This is a genomic window from Rhodocytophaga aerolata, from assembly GCF_030503435.1.
GTDB classification, from domain to species: domain Bacteria; phylum Bacteroidota; class Bacteroidia; order Cytophagales; family 172606-1; genus Rhodocytophaga; species Rhodocytophaga aerolata.
Genome location: NZ_JAUKPO010000066.1, coordinates 1 through 15,600, shown reverse-complemented (window position 1 = coordinate 15,600; position 15,600 = coordinate 1). Strand labels below are relative to the sequence as shown.

18 protein-coding genes are annotated in these 15,600 nt (G+C 39.8%); 5 read left to right on the top strand and 13 right to left on the bottom strand.

What is annotated here, in order from left to right; genetic code table 11:
• Positions 1–13 precede the first annotated feature (13 nt).
• The gene (locus Q0590_RS35140; RefSeq protein ID WP_366970772.1) at positions 14–190 is read right to left on the bottom strand and encodes an SDR family NAD(P)-dependent oxidoreductase; all 177 of its coding nucleotides are present in this window, start codon (positions 188–190) and stop codon (positions 14–16) included.
• Between the two features lie 81 nt (positions 191–271).
• Between Q0590_RS35140 and Q0590_RS35135 the strand changes: the two genes are divergently transcribed.
• Both Q0590_RS35135 and Q0590_RS35130 read left to right on the top strand, forming a co-directional pair.
• Complete coding sequence (locus Q0590_RS35135) at positions 272–628, top strand: winged helix-turn-helix transcriptional regulator (RefSeq protein WP_302042357.1); 357 nt, start codon at positions 272–274, stop codon at positions 626–628.
• A gap of 369 nt (positions 629–997) precedes the next feature.
• Positions 998–1,576 (top strand): dihydrofolate reductase family protein, encoded by a 579-nt coding sequence (locus Q0590_RS35130; RefSeq protein WP_366970770.1) that lies wholly within the window; start codon positions 998–1,000, stop codon positions 1,574–1,576.
• A gap of 95 nt (positions 1,577–1,671) precedes the next feature.
• Here Q0590_RS35130 and Q0590_RS35125 read toward each other — a convergent pair whose 3' ends face one another.
• Entirely contained in the window at positions 1,672–2,577 is a 906-nt protein-coding gene (locus Q0590_RS35125) for a DUF4267 domain-containing protein (RefSeq protein WP_302042356.1), read from the bottom strand.
• A 69-nt stretch (positions 2,578–2,646) separates the two neighbouring features.
• Positions 2,647–3,225 carry a Crp/Fnr family transcriptional regulator gene (locus tag Q0590_RS35120; protein WP_302042355.1) on the bottom strand — a complete coding sequence of 193 codons (579 nt, stop codon included), beginning with the start codon at positions 3,223–3,225 and terminating at the stop codon, positions 2,647–2,649.
• Between the two features lie 486 nt (positions 3,226–3,711).
• Between Q0590_RS35120 and Q0590_RS35115 the strand changes: the two genes are divergently transcribed.
• Complete coding sequence (locus Q0590_RS35115) at positions 3,712–4,278, top strand: Crp/Fnr family transcriptional regulator (protein WP_302042354.1); 567 nt, start codon at positions 3,712–3,714, stop codon at positions 4,276–4,278.
• A 77-nt stretch (positions 4,279–4,355) separates the two neighbouring features.
• Positions 4,356–5,141 carry an SDR family oxidoreductase gene (locus tag Q0590_RS35110; RefSeq protein ID WP_302042353.1) on the top strand — a complete coding sequence of 262 codons (786 nt, stop codon included), beginning with the start codon at positions 4,356–4,358 and terminating at the stop codon, positions 5,139–5,141.
• 223 nt (positions 5,142–5,364) lie between these two features.
• On the opposite strand, the gene Q0590_RS35105 is transcribed toward Q0590_RS35110, so the two are convergent.
• The 9 genes from Q0590_RS35105 to Q0590_RS35065 all read right to left on the bottom strand — a co-directional run bounded on the left by Q0590_RS35105 (position 5,365) and on the right by Q0590_RS35065 (position 14,207).
• Positions 5,365–6,282, bottom strand: coding sequence for a helix-turn-helix domain-containing protein (locus Q0590_RS35105; RefSeq protein WP_302042352.1), 918 nt, complete (start codon positions 6,280–6,282; stop codon positions 5,365–5,367).
• 27 nt (positions 6,283–6,309) lie between these two features.
• A complete protein-coding gene (locus tag Q0590_RS35100) occupies positions 6,310–7,236 on the bottom strand; it encodes an N-acyl homoserine lactonase family protein (RefSeq protein WP_302042351.1) in 927 nt (308 codons plus the stop codon).
• Between the two features lie 79 nt (positions 7,237–7,315).
• A complete protein-coding gene (locus Q0590_RS35095; protein ID WP_302042350.1) occupies positions 7,316–8,158 on the bottom strand; it encodes an SDR family NAD(P)-dependent oxidoreductase in 843 nt (280 codons plus the stop codon).
• 121 nt (positions 8,159–8,279) lie between these two features.
• Complete coding sequence (locus Q0590_RS35090; protein WP_302042349.1) at positions 8,280–9,200, bottom strand: helix-turn-helix domain-containing protein; 921 nt, start codon at positions 9,198–9,200, stop codon at positions 8,280–8,282.
• A gap of 63 nt (positions 9,201–9,263) precedes the next feature.
• Entirely contained in the window at positions 9,264–10,163 is a 900-nt protein-coding gene (locus Q0590_RS35085; protein WP_302042348.1) for an NmrA family NAD(P)-binding protein, read from the bottom strand.
• 372 nt (positions 10,164–10,535) lie between these two features.
• Entirely contained in the window at positions 10,536–11,453 is a 918-nt protein-coding gene (locus Q0590_RS35080) for a helix-turn-helix domain-containing protein (protein WP_302042347.1), read from the bottom strand.
• Positions 11,454–11,525: 72 nt separating this feature from the next.
• Positions 11,526–12,341: an SDR family oxidoreductase gene (locus Q0590_RS35075; protein ID WP_302042346.1), complete on the bottom strand. Its 816-nt coding sequence runs from the start codon at positions 12,339–12,341 to the stop codon at positions 11,526–11,528.
• Between the two features lie 172 nt (positions 12,342–12,513).
• Complete coding sequence (locus Q0590_RS35070) at positions 12,514–13,431, bottom strand: helix-turn-helix domain-containing protein (RefSeq protein WP_302042345.1); 918 nt, start codon at positions 13,429–13,431, stop codon at positions 12,514–12,516.
• Positions 13,432–13,541: 110 nt separating this feature from the next.
• Entirely contained in the window at positions 13,542–14,207 is a 666-nt protein-coding gene (locus Q0590_RS35065) for an SDR family NAD(P)-dependent oxidoreductase (protein WP_302042344.1), read from the bottom strand.
• A gap of 407 nt (positions 14,208–14,614) precedes the next feature.
• Here Q0590_RS35065 and Q0590_RS35060 point away from each other — a divergent pair, with 407 nt between their 5' ends.
• Entirely contained in the window at positions 14,615–14,953 is a 339-nt protein-coding gene (locus Q0590_RS35060) for a hypothetical protein (RefSeq protein WP_302042343.1), read from the top strand.
• Between the two features lie 135 nt (positions 14,954–15,088).
• Here the strand turns inward: Q0590_RS35060 and Q0590_RS35055 are convergent, their stop codons facing one another.
• Positions 15,089–15,511 (bottom strand): hypothetical protein, encoded by a 423-nt coding sequence (locus Q0590_RS35055; protein WP_302042342.1) that lies wholly within the window; start codon positions 15,509–15,511, stop codon positions 15,089–15,091.
• Positions 15,512–15,600 lie beyond the last annotated feature (89 nt).

The window sequence follows — 15,600 nt, the reverse complement described above, 5'->3', positions numbered from 1 at the left end:
TCATTTGTCTCTTCTATTTTGCCATCAGTTGTCCAATTCTATCTGACGACATACAATTGACAACAACCTTTGCCCCTGCTGCCGCAAAATATTTAGCAATAGAAGCGCCTATTCCTTTGGAAGCACCGGTAACGATGGCCACCTTATTTTTTAATTTGCTCATTTTTTCTGCTTTTTTTTCTATTAACATGGCAAAGCTATCTAACTTAAATTTATTTTAGTAACTTTGTTACGAAAAGTAACAGTAACCTCTAAGTAACTAAGTAACCTTATGGAGTGTCAGGTAAAAGAATTTCAAAAAGAACACAAAAAGGAAATGAGGGCCGTCCAGGATTCCATGGACGTGCTGAATGGGAAATGGAAAATATCCATTATCTCCTCTATCTGCTATTACAACAAAAGAAGATTTTCTGATATTCTCAATGATGTCGTGGGTATTTCCAACAAAATGCTGAGCAAAGAATTAAAGGAACTGGAAATAAACAAACTAGTTAAGCGAACCGTTTTAGATACCCAACCGGTAACTGTTCAATATGAGCTTACAGAACATGGCCTAACCCTAAAGACCATCATTAACAATCTGACAGAGTGGGGAATAGAACACCGGAAGAAAATTATTGGGCAATAAACTATCCTTAGTGGTAAGTAGTCTTCTCCTATTGGATGTGGATAAAACTCTATAGGATCATACCCACAAACTGGAGGACTAGATAGAAAAAATTGCATTAGCAGGGTTTACCTGTGTTTCTTTTCTCTCTTACCTATATTGATGCGTTACCTAAAGGGGTAGTTAATTTAACTGACCGCTTAGAATAATTCCTCCCTTTTAATTGACCCAACTATATAAACTTTGATGAGGAAATACAAAGGCTGACTTATATAAAAAGACTACCTTGACGCAATCCCCCCTAATTTCGACGCTTTACCCCTTCAATTATGTGTTATCTACTACCTAAATTTGCCATAATCAATTTGAAGCATGTTTTAAGACATATAGATGATGAATAAAAGCAAGGTAAGACTGATCTATTCGATGCTCACATCGCTGGATGGTTACATAGAGGATAAAGAAGGCAACTTCGGCTGGGCCGCTCCCCAAGATGAGCAAGTGCACACCTACATAAATGAGCTGGTCTCTTCGGTCGGCACCTACCTCTACGGAAGGGGAATGTATGAGACAATGCTCTATTGGGAGACTGCTCACACCATCCCCAATCAACCCAGGTTCGTGCTCGAATGGGCTCATGAATGGCAGGCAGCCGAGAAGATTGTTTACTCTAGTACACTTTCCGAGCCACGCAGCAAGCGTACACGCCTTGAGCAGGAGTGGAATCCGGAGATAGTCCGTAGACTTAAAGCTGATGCCACGCACGACATAGCCCTTGCCGGCCCAGCACTGGCTGCACAAGCACTAAGAGCAGGTCTTGTCGATGAGCTTCAGCAAATTATCTTCCCGGTTATTGTTGGTGGTGGAAAGCGCTTCTTGCCTGACGGTTTGCGAGTAAATATGGACCTGATGGAGCAACGCAGCATTGGTAATGGTGTAGTAGTGCTACGATACACTATCAGGAGTTAATTCTGAATGGGTTATCTGCCTGAGATGGCCGTTTTGTGCAATAGAGGGCTCATAGTAGTAATTGACCATGAACCCTTATGTGCCAGCGGCAGTTGTTATCTGTTTTGATACTGCTGCATCAATGTATCTAAATACCCTTTCTTAATAGCTCTGTCTGACAGGTAGGCAAAAAATGGCTCCGCAAATTTTTGAAAGCCCATCATGCGTGAATTATTTAAGCGAACAAACAAGGCAAGGTCAGTGAGCTTTTTGGGTGTTCCTGCCTTGGTTGCCAGTCCGTCTGCTTCCAGACCTTTTAACAACAGCAAAGCATTTTCAAAATCGGTATTACCTGGCTTAATGATTGTTCTGATAATGCATTCCTCTTGGTAAACATTGTTGTAATAGTGCTTCTCATAAGGCTTTATTGTCAACATATCGCCTTGTTTTGCCTGGTGAATCTCTTTGCCCTTTCCAATTTCCAATCTGCCCTTAACTATTTCGAACGATTCTGTAAACAGCGTATGATAGTGCCAGGGTATTTTGTTGCCAGGCAATATATTCAACTCGATGATGGTATCCCTTCCATTCTTTGCAGATTGTATCACCTTGATGAAGCTATTAGAGACAATACCTGCTTTTTGTACCGGTTTCGCTAGCAATAAAACAAGCCCAGCAACAACGCAAATGATGAGTGCCATTATATGCGGCATAGCCTGTACCAGAGAATTGTACTCTTTACTGATTACTATCAGCATATCTCCAAAGGGAATGATGGCAGCAGTCAGCAGCACAACACCCAACGCTTTGCGCTGGTTTAACAATACCAACGTGCAAACGAGTAGGCCTGAAAACAAATCTCTTACTCCTTTGATGTAGTGAAACGAATAATTCCCAGCTGTCTCTGGACGGATACCATATGCAACCTCGGCTAGCTGAGGAGACATAAAAAATCTACTGCCGATAAATAGCATTCCCAGCCCCGTGAGAAAAACAATGATGTATGAAATTCTTATTGCCATATCCTTTGTGTTTAATAGCAACAAAATTCGCATACTTCTTTCCGGCGTTCGTGCACCTAGGTTAATAAATTAGTTATTCAGCAAATATTTTTTTCGGATACGGCTTAGCGACTGTGGTTTTACCCCAACAAAAGAGGCAATGTAATATTGTGGAATCCTTTGTTGCAAATCAGGATGCTGGGCCATAAATTTCTGATAGCGAATATCGGCCGGATCGGTATAAAATGAATTTAGTTCTTGTAAGGTCTTAATAAACACTTGTTCGATAACCAGCCTGCCGAAGCGATCTCCGTTTTTTAGTTTCTTATAAAATGTTTGCAGGTCATTATACGAGATCACCTGCATGGTGCAATCTTCCAGTGCCTGTATATTTTGTTTAGATGGCTGCTGAGGCACAAAGCTTTCATAGTTGCAAACAAACTCATTTTCCTGTGAGAAATAATAGGTTTTATCTTCTCCCTCATCGTTGATATAATATCGCACCAAACCACGGCTAATGAATCCCACGTGTTTACATATATCACCTTCAGATAGAAAGAAACTTCCCTTTTTATATACCTTTTCTGTAAACAGCATGGCAATCAGTTCGCATTCTGTCTCGCTGACCTCTATCGTTTGTCGAATGATTCTTACTAAGTTATCTATCATGAAGATTGTTTTGCTGTTGCTACTAACGTTTTATGTCTTTGCGATGTGTTGGCGTTCTTTATTTCGCCGTTTGAATTTATCACTAAAGTTTAATAGGATTATAATACTTTTCAAATAAGGTAAGCAGTATGTAAAAGATGATGCCATTGAGTAAATACGTATTTATTTAAATGTATTAGCTTCACTTTTTTGCAAACCTGGTTCGTGAGTTTTTTCTATAACTTGTTGGTTAGTGGATACAACTCTTCTACTAATATTTTTGTACCTATCGGTTTGTTATTTTTTGTGAAATGCATTCCTAAGGTTTGAAGTAAAGAAATAGGGTAATTAATTTACCTGCCCATTCAGGCAACTCACTAGTATAGCCACTAAGTATTAATCTGAGGATTTGTTTCTTATTGCTTTATGTCAGGAAAACAGGCCGCCTTACAGACACATTTTACCAAATGGTAAATTCCTCAACATTCATTTTACCTACTTTGCACTATGAAAGAATTAATAGATTATATTTTGCAGTTTGGTACCCTCAACAAACAACAAATAGCCCTGGTTGAATCGAAGATGAGAGAAGTTGAACTCCAAAAAGACGAATATTTTTCACAAGCCGGAAAAATTCCCAAACAAGTCGGCTTTATTGTGGAAGGGGTAATGCGTGGGTGTTATTACACCAACAATGGAGAAGAAATCACCCGCTGCTTTATCAGCGAAAACAGCTTAGTGGTAGATTATGTCAATTTTGAGGCAAACACTCCTTCTTCGGAATACTTGCAAGCCAGTACTGCTTGTAAACTGATTGTATTTTCAAAACAAGATTGGGAAGAACTTTCCCATACGATTGTAGGTTGGGACACTATTCAAAGTAAAATGGTCCAAAAGTGTCTTTTCCAAAAATCCAGAAAAGGTCCGGTCATTTCACAAGATGCCACCACGCGTTATTTGGAATTTATCAAAAACTATCCCTCCCTTACGAATCGTGTTCCACTCTCTTACATTGCCTCCTACTTAGGGGTTACCCAACAATCTTTAAGTAGGATAAGAAAAAATATCCGCTAAGCCGCTTTTTACCAAATGGTAAACGATTTCATTTTTAACCGATGCACTTTGGCATCATACATTCTGAAAAGACAAAAATGAAATCAAAGAATCAAGAACACGAAAAAAGCAATAGTAAAAAAGGGAGTAAATCCGTATTAATTACCGGAGCCAATAAAGGCATAGGCCTGGAAACAGCCAAACAACTTTCAAAAGAGGGGTTGTTCGTTTACTTGGGTAGCCGTGATGTTGAAAAAGGGAATGCGATCGTAAAAGAATTGGAAGGCAATGGCTTTCAAAACCTGAAGGCCATAGAATTAGACGTAACCAAGCCAGAGACAATTCTATCTGCCAAGCACATAATTGAACAGGAACAAGGAGGGTTAGACATTTTGATAAACAATGCCGGCATCAGTGGAATCTTGCCACAAAACGCTCTCCATACAAGTATTGATCATTTCAAAGAAGTGTTTGAGGTTAATTTTTATGGCGTTATAAGCGTCACACAGGCCTTCATGGACTTATTACGAAAATCTCCCCAGCCAAGAATTGTAAATGTAAGTACTAGTGTGGGCTCTCTTTCGCTTCAAAGCGACCCCAATTGGCCAGCATATGACTATGCTAAATATGCCGTGTATGCTTCCTCAAAATCGGCGATGAATATGTACACTGTTCAGTTAGCTTACCAATTGCGTGATACGGCTTTCAAGGTAAATGCAGTTTGTCCGGGCTACACAAAGACTGATTTTACTAACCACAGGGGAGGTGAAGTGGAAGAAGCAAGAAAACGCATCATAAAATATGCGTTAATTGACCAAAACGGACCAACAGGTAAATTCTTTAGTGAAGAAACTAATCCGGAAACGGGCGAAATTCCCTGGTAATAGCAACAGAAAACTTCTGGCCAATCCAATAAAGAATTTATCACTTGTAGATTCATGATCATGTTGTATACCGGTATAGACTATGCCAGGGTCATCTTATTACATATGAGCCCTGCCTACTAACATGCTTTGAAAGTGGATTTTACTCGATAATTCCGGCATTTTGAAAGCCAGACCTAGCACCTGTCTTATATCCTTTATAGGACTTGCCATCTTAACACTATTAATTAAACGATTGCCTAAACTCTAAAGGCGAAAGGTTGGTTTTAGCCTTAAATAGTTTGCTGAACGATTGTGGGTGTTCAAAGCCTAACTGGTAGGCAATTTCACTGACAGATAAGCTAGTGGTGGATAGCCGCTCCTTGGCTTTCTCAAGCAGTTTATTGTGTATGTGCCCTTGAGTAGTTTGCCCGGTTAATGCTTTAAGCAAACTGCCTAAATAGTTGGGTGAGACATGCAGAGCCTCTGCAATGTACTGAGCGGTAGGTAAGCCTTTCTCTATCAAATTATCATGTTTAAAACAATCCTCCAGAACCTTTTCCAATCTTTCCAGCAGTTGATGGCTGCTCTTTTCCCGGGTAATAAATTGCCTTCCATAAAACCGTTCACTATAACTCAGGAGCAACTCTATCTGGGCAATGATGATTTTCTGACTGAATTTATCGATATTGGAATGATACTCCCGCCCTATGTTCTGCATGAGTTCTGTGATGATAGCCTCCTCCCTTTCTGACATAAACAAAGCCTCATTGACTGCATAGCCGAAAAAATCGTATTGTTTGATGGTTTTTGCAAGCGAGGTATTCCACAAAAAATCGGGATGAAAAAGCAATAGCCACCCGGTAGGTTTTACTTCGGGCTTTACTACGGCAAGGTGTACCAGTTGGCCTGGCGCCACAAATGATAGCAGGCCTTCATCAAAATCATAGGACTGTTGGCCGTAGCGGAACTTACCTCCAATATTGCGCTTCAATCCAATGGAATAAAAGTTTTGTACCCAGCTGATTTCCTTTTCATGCGTTTGATAGTCCACCAGACCATAATCTACCAGACTTACTAAGGGATGTTCCGGTTTGGGGAGCCCGCTCATTTTATGAAACTCGCTGATGGAGTTGAATGTGTGTATAGGTTCATTTTTCATAACTACTGCTTTTGGGTTGTGATACCATTACTCTAAAAAGGAAGGAGCCTGTGGAAGAGTGGCCATTTGCGAAATATCGTGGTTAAGCCAAAGCCGGGCTTTTTCTTCTTGTACAATCTCTTCCACCCGCTTCATGGAGTTAAGGGATTCCGTGTAATCACTATTCATACTAGGCACCTGGTGGTGTTCCAGGTTATAAGTAAAATGTGCCACATCCCCAGCCAGCATCACCGGTCCTGTTTTGGGTAATCGAACTAATAAGGAGCAATGCCCGGGCGTATGTCCGGGTGTAGAAATAACCTTTATGCTTCCATCTCCATACAAATCATAATCGCCCTTCATCAGCTTAACTTTTGCCCCTTTCAGAGTTTCATAAAGGGAAGGTAAATACCCGTATTTTGCATAGTCTAGCCCAAACATCGCTTCATGTTCGCGATACTGAATATGCCAGGTTGCAGAAGGAAACAACTTTGCATTTCCCACATGGTCGAAATGAGCGTGAGATAAAATTACTTTGCTAATATCTTCTGTCCTTATACCAATATCTGCTAGCTGTGAACGGATCGTTCTCACGACTATGCCCCGTATGTTATGGGCGATTATTTTGCCTCCTGGTTCATGTATGATATCATCTTCTATGCCTGTATCCCACAAAATCCATTCATCCTGGCGTTTCATTAGGTAAGCATGGCAGCAAAGGGTAATTTGCTCTCCTTTCCATTTTCCGGGTGTATACATAGATTTGTCTGGGGCTATGGCAAAACCTCCATTTAAAAGGTAAAGCCGATCGATTGCTCCAGTATTCCCTATTTTGGGACTTTCAGTATCTTGCAATACATTCATACGATTTTGTTCGTTTGACAAGCCTTTGAATATAGTCATTGATGTGGGAGCAAACAATGCACTTGCTGCTCCCCATCCTGCTTTGCCAATAAAATTCCGTCTTGTTTCCACACGAAGAGTATGTTATTGAAAAGACTACCATGCCGTAAATTATTCATTCAGTAAGATGGTCTTTTCAGTAAATAGTGAATTATCTGGCAAAATCGGTTGACAAACTAAGAGTCTCCGTCAGCTCAAGTTCTTTTTGAAGAATCTCCAATTTCTGCTTGGCCATTCCATATGAATCACTTCCCATAAAGAAATGTAGTGGTGGATTTTCACTTTCGGCTACTTGAATAAATGCAAGAGCTGCTTTTTCGGGGTCGCCAGGCTGGTTACCCGGAATGTCTTCTAAATGCATTCTGTCTAACTCTCTGGCTTCTTTGTAATCAGCAATCTGATGTTGGGCAAAGTGCAGAGAGCCTTTTAATAAGAAGTTGGTCTTAAAGTAGCCTGGGTAAACTATGGTGGCTTTCACACCCAAAGATTTAGCCTCTGCCGAAAAAGCTTCAGTAAGGCCGGCAACAGCAAACTTGGTAGCATTGTAAATGCCCCAGCCTGGAAATGCTCCCAAAAATCCGGCAATGGAAGATATGTTAATGATATGTCCTGACTTTTTACCACGGAAATGGGGCATTACACTTCTGATCACATTCAGCATACCAAATACATTGGTGTCAAAGTTCTCCCGGGATTCGTTGTCACTTAACTCCTCCAGCGTACCTAATTGTCCGTATCCAGCATTATTCACGACTACGTCAATACAGCCAAAAGTTTCTAGGGTTTTGGCAATGGCATCATTTACACTCTTTTCATCGGTTATCTCTACTTCCAAGGGAAGAAAGTTAGCAGAGGTACCTACTTCTTTTTGGAGGCTTCCAAGCGTCCTGGAAGTGGCGGCTACTTGATAGCCTTCGGCCAATAATTTTTTTACTAAGGTCAAACCTAATCCTTTAGAGGCTCCGGTGACAAACCAAACTTTTTTTGTGTCCATTTTTTTAAATGTTATGTTTTAAAATGATTACACTACAAAGTTCGGTATGGAAGAATTTTCGGCTGTAGCCAAATCACAGGTTGTTGTATCCGAAACAATGATTAGTACAGTTACCTTGAGATTAGTTAAAGGAATGCCTGAATTCCAGAGGCGAAAGATTGGTTTTGGCCTTGAAAAGTTTGCTGAATGATTGTGAATGCTCGAACCCTAACTGGTAGGCTACTTCACCTACTGATAAGCTGGTAGTCGATAATTTTTCTTTCGCTTTTTCAATCAATTTGTCGTGAATGTGTTGCTGGGTGCTTTGTCCGGTCAGCACTTTTAGCAGACCACTTAAATAGCTTGGCGATACGTTTAGGGTATCTGCAATATATTGAACGGTAGGCAGTCGTTTGCTTACTAAATCCGGATCGTTGAAATAGTCATGGAGCAATTTTTCTAACTTATCGAGAAGCTGATGACTGCTTATTTTCCGTGTGATAAATTGCCGTTGGTAGTAGCGTTCTGCATAGGTGAGCAGCAATTCGAGTTGAGCAATGATCACATCTTGGCTGAACTTATCAATATTGGCCTGGTATTCCTGCTCAATACTTTTTACAATATTGGTTATAGTAACCTCCTCTTTTTCCGATAGGAATAATGCCTCGTTTACCGAATAATCAAAAAAATCATATCCTTTGATTTTCTTTGCAAGAGAAGTATTCCACAGAAAGTCCGGATGAATCAGCAGCAACCAGCCTGTATGTTTGGAAGGTAAGCTGGTATTTATGGTAACATTGAAAACCTGGCCAGGTGCCATAAAAAACAAGACGCCTTCGTCAAAATCATATTCCTGCTGTCCGTACCGCAGCTTGGCATTGGTTGTTCTTTTCAGCGAGATAGAATAAAAGTCCAGTACCCAGCTTGTCAGATTGTTTTTATTAGAGTGCTCGATGGATGCATAATCAACAACACTGACCAAAGGATGCAGCGGCTTTGGCACACCTCTCAACTTATGAAACTCATTGATGGTTTTGATTCTGTATAGTTTTGTATTTGTCATTGTTGCAGAAGTTATGAGTGTTAACCTACGCACCCACCAAAGATGAGTATAGGTAGTAGTAAGTTACGCATTATAAACTTTAGCGAAGTCTTTTGCAAAATCTTTCAACTTCACATGGCCCAAGGCTGGTTGATTGCGGTAATAATCTTCATACAAGACACCTCCACGCCTAACTGCATTCATTTCCATAAGCCCTTTGGACGTTTTTGGATTCATACCTGTATTTAGTAAACCATTTAGGAATTGTTCGTCGGAAATAACTTTCCATCTCAAATCTGGTTTGCCGATGGCTTCTCCTAAAATGGCTGCTACTTCATTGGGCGAAACTTCATCGCTGGCAATGTACCGAATTTCTCTGCCGTCAAAAGGTCTTTCCATCTCTTCAGCTATCACACGTGCGATATCCAGTGGTGAAACCCAGGGTTCTTTTTCATCGCCTCCATAATTCTGGATAATAGCTCCCTGTGTTTTTATGACGGGTATAAACGCAAACATATTGTAGTAGAAACCTACCGGACGCATAAATTTGATGGAGACATCATCGGGCAGTTGCCTTATAATATTTTCTACCTGGTAATGAAAAGCAAGAATACCATTGCCATGAGCCATATGTGCCCCAATGCTGCTCAGATGTACCACCCGTTTTACACCCGCTTGCTCAATGGCTTGTTTATAATTACTGCCCAGTTTGGTATTAGCCGCAACAAAGTCCAGATCATGATTATGAAAACTTCCGGCATGGAGCGCTTCCATCGCATATACAATGTCTGCTCCCTGGAAAGTTACAGATAAGAAATCCATATCTTCCATGGTGCCGATAGCCGCTTTTGCGCCTAGGGCTTCAATTTCTGGTTTTCTTTCAGCCTTACTGCTGACAACAATAACTGTGTGGCCTTGTTGGATTAGCTCTTGGGTAAGCGGCCGGCTGATGTGCCCTAAGGAGCCTGTGACTACTATTTTCATTTTACTGTCTGTTTGATGTATAGGACAAAAGTCCGTAACTATCCATAAACAGATGTAGCCAGTTCTACTTTTGTTGTAGTCAATTATGAGATGTTGGCAAATTGAATGTTATAACTCTGGGTACAAAAAAAAACGGTGCCATTGGGTACTTGCAGCCGGATGAAGGGATTTTGTGACCAAAATGAGAAAGTGGATGACCTTTTGAAGCGTATTTTATCTTTTTATCCCTGTACCACTAACGCTTAGGGAATAATGCAAGCGGGGATTTTTAACACGAAGGCTGAATAAAATAATGCATAGTTATTTTAGCTCCAATGCTGTAAATTCCATCGGCCCCAGCTCATAAATCCTTGTTAGCAGTAAACTTTTGTATTAATTTAAACTTCTAAATTCTATGGGGGTTTTTCCGGTTTTTTGCTTGAAGAGTTTATTAAAATATTGAGGATACTCAAAACCTAATGAATAGGCTATTTCTCCCACCGATTTATTGGTACTCAACAGGCTGTTTTTTGCTTCCTCAATCAGATAATAGTGGATATGATCCTGGGTATTTTTGCCGGTTTCTTTTTTAAGTAAGTCGCTCAGATAACTAGGTGATAAATGCACTTGTTCTGCCAGATACTTAACTGTAGGCAAGCTCCTTTCATTTATTATATTGTTAGTAAAGTGTTCCTTTAAAATTTTCTCAACTTGCACTACTACCATGTGATTGGAGCTTTTTCTGGTGATAAATTGCCTTCCGTAAAAGCGGGTGCAATAGTTTAAAAGCAGTTCTATGGTAGATACAATAATAGCCTGGCTATGGTCATCTATATTTTCTTTTAGTTCAGCCTCTATCTTTGATACACAATCATATAAGACTTGTTTCTCTTTTTCCGATAGATGAAGCGCTTCGGTTACCTCGTAAGAGAAAAAATTATAGCTCTTCATCTGTTGATTTAACGAAGTGTCTCTGATTAAATCCGGATGAAAGAATAAGCCCCATCCCATCATGTTTCCCGATATTTCAATATCATCATCATTATCCATTACAATAACCTGATTAGGACCCATACAAATCAGACTACCATCCTGAAAGTCGATATTTTTACGGCCGTACTTTACGTTGTTTTTCGAGTAATTTTTGAAAATGACTGAGTAGAAATCGGTGGAAATCTTGGTATCATTGCTTACATGTTCCTTCACTTTCGTGAAATCCACAGTAGCCACCAACGGATGCTGCGTGCTATTGTCTAAACGAAATAATTTGAAAACATCTGAAATCTTATGTAACTGAACAAATTCACTCATGGCTACTAGTAATTATAGTGAGTATTACCTACCTATAGAGCCATTGCTGATGCAATGGCTCTATCTTTAAAATTAAAATCCGAATTGTGCTTTCATGCCTTCAAAAAATGATTCATCATCAGATTGCTTACGGTTTGCTAGAATCGTTTTTGCATCTTCTCCTGCAATATACCTGAGTTGCTTACTACCATCCGTAGCCGCTTCATAAATTACATGGGCAATGTCACTTGCCGGTGAAGCATTCTGATACAAAGCAGGCATCGCCGATAGTACTTTTCCAACTAATGGTTGATATTCGGTAAGAGTTTCATCGTTGTTGAAATCCAATGAACGGCTTACAAAATCAGTAGCAATAGAACCTGGTTCAATAATTTTTACTTTTCCGCCAAACCCTTCAACCTCATAGCTTAAAGCTTCAGAAATGCCTTCCACGGCAAATTTAGTTCCATGATATAAAGTGCCTAAGGGAAAGGTTATTTTACCCCCAATGGAAGAAACATTAATAATAACACCGCTTTTATTTTGACGAAAATGGGGTAGCAATGCTTTGGTAACATCTAAAAGTCCAACCACATTGGTGTTGAACTGGCGAATGATTTTTTCTCTGGAAAAAGACTCCAACGGACCATACGCACCATACCCTGCATTGTTGAGCAACACATCAATTTTCCCAAATTTACGGATACCCTCTTGTATTGCATTTTCGATAGAGCTTACCTCTAAAACATCCAGTTTGGCAACCAATATATTGTCTAGTGTAGTTAAGTCCGTTTCGTGTTCAGGTTTCCGCATCGTAGCAATAACATTCCATCCTTTTGATTGAAACAGGGTGGCAGTTTCTTTTCCCAACCCACTGCTTGCACCTGTAATTAAAATAGTCTTGTTCATCTTTGTAACGTGTTAAGTGATGATGTAAAGATCGTATGGCGATGCGGCTTGTAGATAATACAAATTCAGGGAAGTTGTATGCTTTTTACGGATTGTGGCAATAAGCTTACCGCTTACCTGGAGGAATTGGCAAGACAGGATTTGAAGCATTGCCTGCCCATAACTGGTTTCTTTATTGGAAAGACTGCCTGAATTCCAGAGGAGTAAAAGTGGTTTTGGCCTTAAACAGTTTGCTGAATGACTGCGATTGCTCAAACCCTAACTGGTAGGCTATTTCACTTACCGAAAGCTCAGTAGTTGATAATTTCTCTTTTGCTTTTTCAATCAGTTTTTCGTGAATGTGTTGCTGTGCCGTTTGTCCGGTGAGGTGTTTCAGGGAATCGCTCAAATACTTAGGTGATAAATGAAGCTCGGAGGCAAGATAGCTGACAGTAGGCAGTTTATTTTCAGTGCTTGTTTTTGAAAAATAGTCGTTCAATATCTTTTCAACCTTCCCCAAAAGTTCGTGGCTATGGGGTTTGCGGGTAATAAACTGCCGGGTATAATACCGGTTGCAATAGGTCATCAGCAAATCTATGTTCGAAAGAATAACGTCCTGACTAAAATTGTCTATGGGCAGGTTCATTTCTTTTTCAATCTGTGAAAATATTATTTCAATGGATTGTTGTTCTTCGTCTGATACTATCAAGGCTTCACTAACGGCATAATCAAAAAGACCGTACGACTGTATTTTTTGATATACTGGATATGTTCTCAAGAAGTCTGGGTGTATGACCAGCAACCAACCGAATGTGGGTAAAAAATTTCCAGGCTCTAAGATGTTCACCTGCTTAGGAGCAATAAATGACATGACACCTTCATCAAAATCGTAGGAAGTTTGTCCATATTGCAATTTGCAGGGACAGTCTTTTTTAAGAGTGATCTGGTATAAATCCGATATCAATTTTGTACGCTGCTCAATTTGGGCCTTCGGAAAATCTTCAAATCGTAATAAGCTAAGAAGTGGGTGTTTAGGTTTAGCCAACCCCATTAGTTGATGTAGCTGTGCGACAGACGGAATATGCACAGTGAATATTTCCTGATTTTTCATTTCACTATTGATTTGCCATAAAATTAATAATTACCATCCCATTTCTTTTCTTTTTCGTTGGGCAAAGATTTTGGCTATAGTAGCATTAGGAATCAATGCTCTTACGATGTTCATCTGCAAGGAATTTCTGCGGCTACTTGCTCGGATGTTTGCGTATAGGCACCTTTGACTAGGGTTTTTCCCCACTCGTTATTATTGGCTGGGGTATTCATAAAATTCGTACTGGTAAAGCCTGGACAAAATAACATAACGTGGATGCCATACGGTTTGCACTCCTCCGTCAGGGCTTCTGTAAACGAACGTACAAATGCTTTAGAAGCTGCATAAACAGCCATATACGGACTTGGAAAAAACGAAGCCAGAGAACCTACATTGATAAGGGTACCACTTTTACGCTTGACCATTTCCGGAAGAAAAAGCTGGCAAAGAGCAACCAGTGAGGCATTGTTTAATTGCAGCATATCCAAATCTGATTGAAAGTCATTTTTTACAAATTCTCCACTTGAACCTATGCCAGCATTATTTACCAGTACATTTACCGACAGATTTCTCTTATTAATTTCTTCAAAAATGTAGCGCGGTGCATTGTATTCAGAAAGATCTGCCACTATATATTGGGCTTCAATACTGTTTTTGGCAGCTAATTCCTCACATAGCTTTTTGAGTTTTTGCTTGTTGCGGGCAATGAGTAGTAAATTATGTTTTCTCCCGGCTAACTGATAGGCAAGCGCCTCGCCTATTCCGCTGGTGGCACCAGTAATTAAGGTTACGTTCATGTTAATCCAATTTTATCGTGCAAAGATGGAATAGACTGTTAACTTAAAAGTGTCCGAATGTCGTTTCGTTGTGTCCTGAAGTCGGATTGCATAACTTGAACTCATTGACTTTTCTGTAATCACCTAAATAAGCAAGTGGATAATTGCCTTACTTCTAAGCATTAAAGTGAAAGTAAGCAGCTCTTTTGTTAATAATAATATTGATGCCATATTCACATTGGTAGCCTATTTCCTTTGCAGGAGTAATCTGTATGAATTTAGGTTTAAGTATTGAGAAAGATATCATCAGTTGAGGTTGGCCTTTAGATTAAAATAGCTAAACATAATTCTCGGCGTTTATTTATATTGGCCAAATGATTAATGTTTAGGCTTTAATGGAGAAATTTAAAAGTCTTGTAGCCGTATTTATGCAAAACCAAATTACCGTATTCGAATCGCTGCACCAGACCTATCAGGCCATGGATTTGCCTGTTTCCTGCATTGTGAAAAAGGCTGACTTTACGATTAACAATTTAAGATACCTTCATCCAAGTCTGCCTTTTAAGTCCATTGATTACCGGCCAAATTACTTCTCATTTTTATTTGTAAAAAGTGCCAGAGGACGATACACTACAGACGATATTTCTTTCAATACCGAGCCTGGTACGATCTATTTTACCAACCCCGGGCATTTTAAATCTTTTGAGTGGTTTGAGATTAATGAAGTATATCTGATCACCTTTACAGAGGATGAAACCAATCAGTAGTAGTTTTTCCATCTTTTTAGTTGCACAGAACGAACATACACAACCGCAGCTATGGCCTCAAGCTAAAGCACTGTGGTAGGTGGCCTAGTTGTCGTTTGTGCGATGTTGGGGATTAGTCTTTTGATTTCTTCTTATCTATATTCCAAAAGTCATAAAATAGTAGTTAACATATGCACTTCCGCCTGCCAACTCTGATGCTTTTTTGGCCACTGTTCTCATTGCCACTTCATCATCATATAATTTTTCATCTTGCTGGCACCGCTCAAAAAATTTTTCTATCTCTATCAATGCCCGAACAAAGCTATAAATGTTTTCCGCAACTTTGCCCATAATGAAATTAAGCTGATCATGGTCTAACATCACCACTTGACCAGATGATTTTTCGATAGCCAAAACATCTAATTCAAAATTGCCTATTTTATCAAAATTACTTGGAATAGCTTCAAATTCTGGATTGAAGTTGAAGGCTGTCATACTCACTTCGACTTCCGTTTTAACTAATTCCCGAATGAGGTCTTGTTCATTATCTTGTAATGATATAGCAGAAATTTTTGTCATCTTATGATTACACCCAATGTAACATGGCCACCTTCACACCGTTTGCATCTGCTTTGGTATTGCGTTGACTGCAACGGTTGTCAGCCGTG

Coding starts and splice junctions, on each gene's coding strand:
- Q0590_RS35130 (WP_366970770.1), top strand. CDS start 998: ATGATGAATAAAAGCAAGGTAAGACTGATCTATTCGATGCTCACATCG.
- Q0590_RS35135 (WP_302042357.1), top strand. CDS start 272: ATGGAGTGTCAGGTAAAAGAATTTCAAAAAGAACACAAAAAGGAAATG.
- Q0590_RS35075 (WP_302042346.1), bottom strand. CDS start 12,341: ATGAACAAGACTATTTTAATTACAGGTGCAAGCAGTGGGTTGGGAAAA.
- Q0590_RS35080 (WP_302042347.1), bottom strand. CDS start 11,453: ATGAGTGAATTTGTTCAGTTACATAAGATTTCAGATGTTTTCAAATTA.
- Q0590_RS35125 (WP_302042356.1), bottom strand. CDS start 2,577: ATGGCAATAAGAATTTCATACATCATTGTTTTTCTCACGGGGCTGGGA.
- Q0590_RS35070 (WP_302042345.1), bottom strand. CDS start 13,431: ATGAAAAATCAGGAAATATTCACTGTGCATATTCCGTCTGTCGCACAG.
- Q0590_RS35140 (WP_366970772.1), bottom strand. CDS start 190: ATGTTAATAGAAAAAAAAGCAGAAAAAATGAGCAAATTAAAAAATAAG.
- Q0590_RS35095 (WP_302042350.1), bottom strand. CDS start 8,158: ATGGACACAAAAAAAGTTTGGTTTGTCACCGGAGCCTCTAAAGGATTA.
- Q0590_RS35115 (WP_302042354.1), top strand. CDS start 3,712: ATGAAAGAATTAATAGATTATATTTTGCAGTTTGGTACCCTCAACAAA.
- Q0590_RS35065 (WP_302042344.1), bottom strand. CDS start 14,207: ATGAACGTAACCTTAATTACTGGTGCCACCAGCGGAATAGGCGAGGCG.
- Q0590_RS35110 (WP_302042353.1), top strand. CDS start 4,356: ATGAAATCAAAGAATCAAGAACACGAAAAAAGCAATAGTAAAAAAGGG.
- Q0590_RS35105 (WP_302042352.1), bottom strand. CDS start 6,282: ATGAAAAATGAACCTATACACACATTCAACTCCATCAGCGAGTTTCAT.
- Q0590_RS35060 (WP_302042343.1), top strand. CDS start 14,615: ATGCAAAACCAAATTACCGTATTCGAATCGCTGCACCAGACCTATCAG.
- Q0590_RS35120 (WP_302042355.1), bottom strand. CDS start 3,225: ATGATAGATAACTTAGTAAGAATCATTCGACAAACGATAGAGGTCAGC.
- Q0590_RS35055 (WP_302042342.1), bottom strand. CDS start 15,511: ATGACAAAAATTTCTGCTATATCATTACAAGATAATGAACAAGACCTC.
- Q0590_RS35085 (WP_302042348.1), bottom strand. CDS start 10,163: ATGAAAATAGTAGTCACAGGCTCCTTAGGGCACATCAGCCGGCCGCTT.
- Q0590_RS35090 (WP_302042349.1), bottom strand. CDS start 9,200: ATGACAAATACAAAACTATACAGAATCAAAACCATCAATGAGTTTCAT.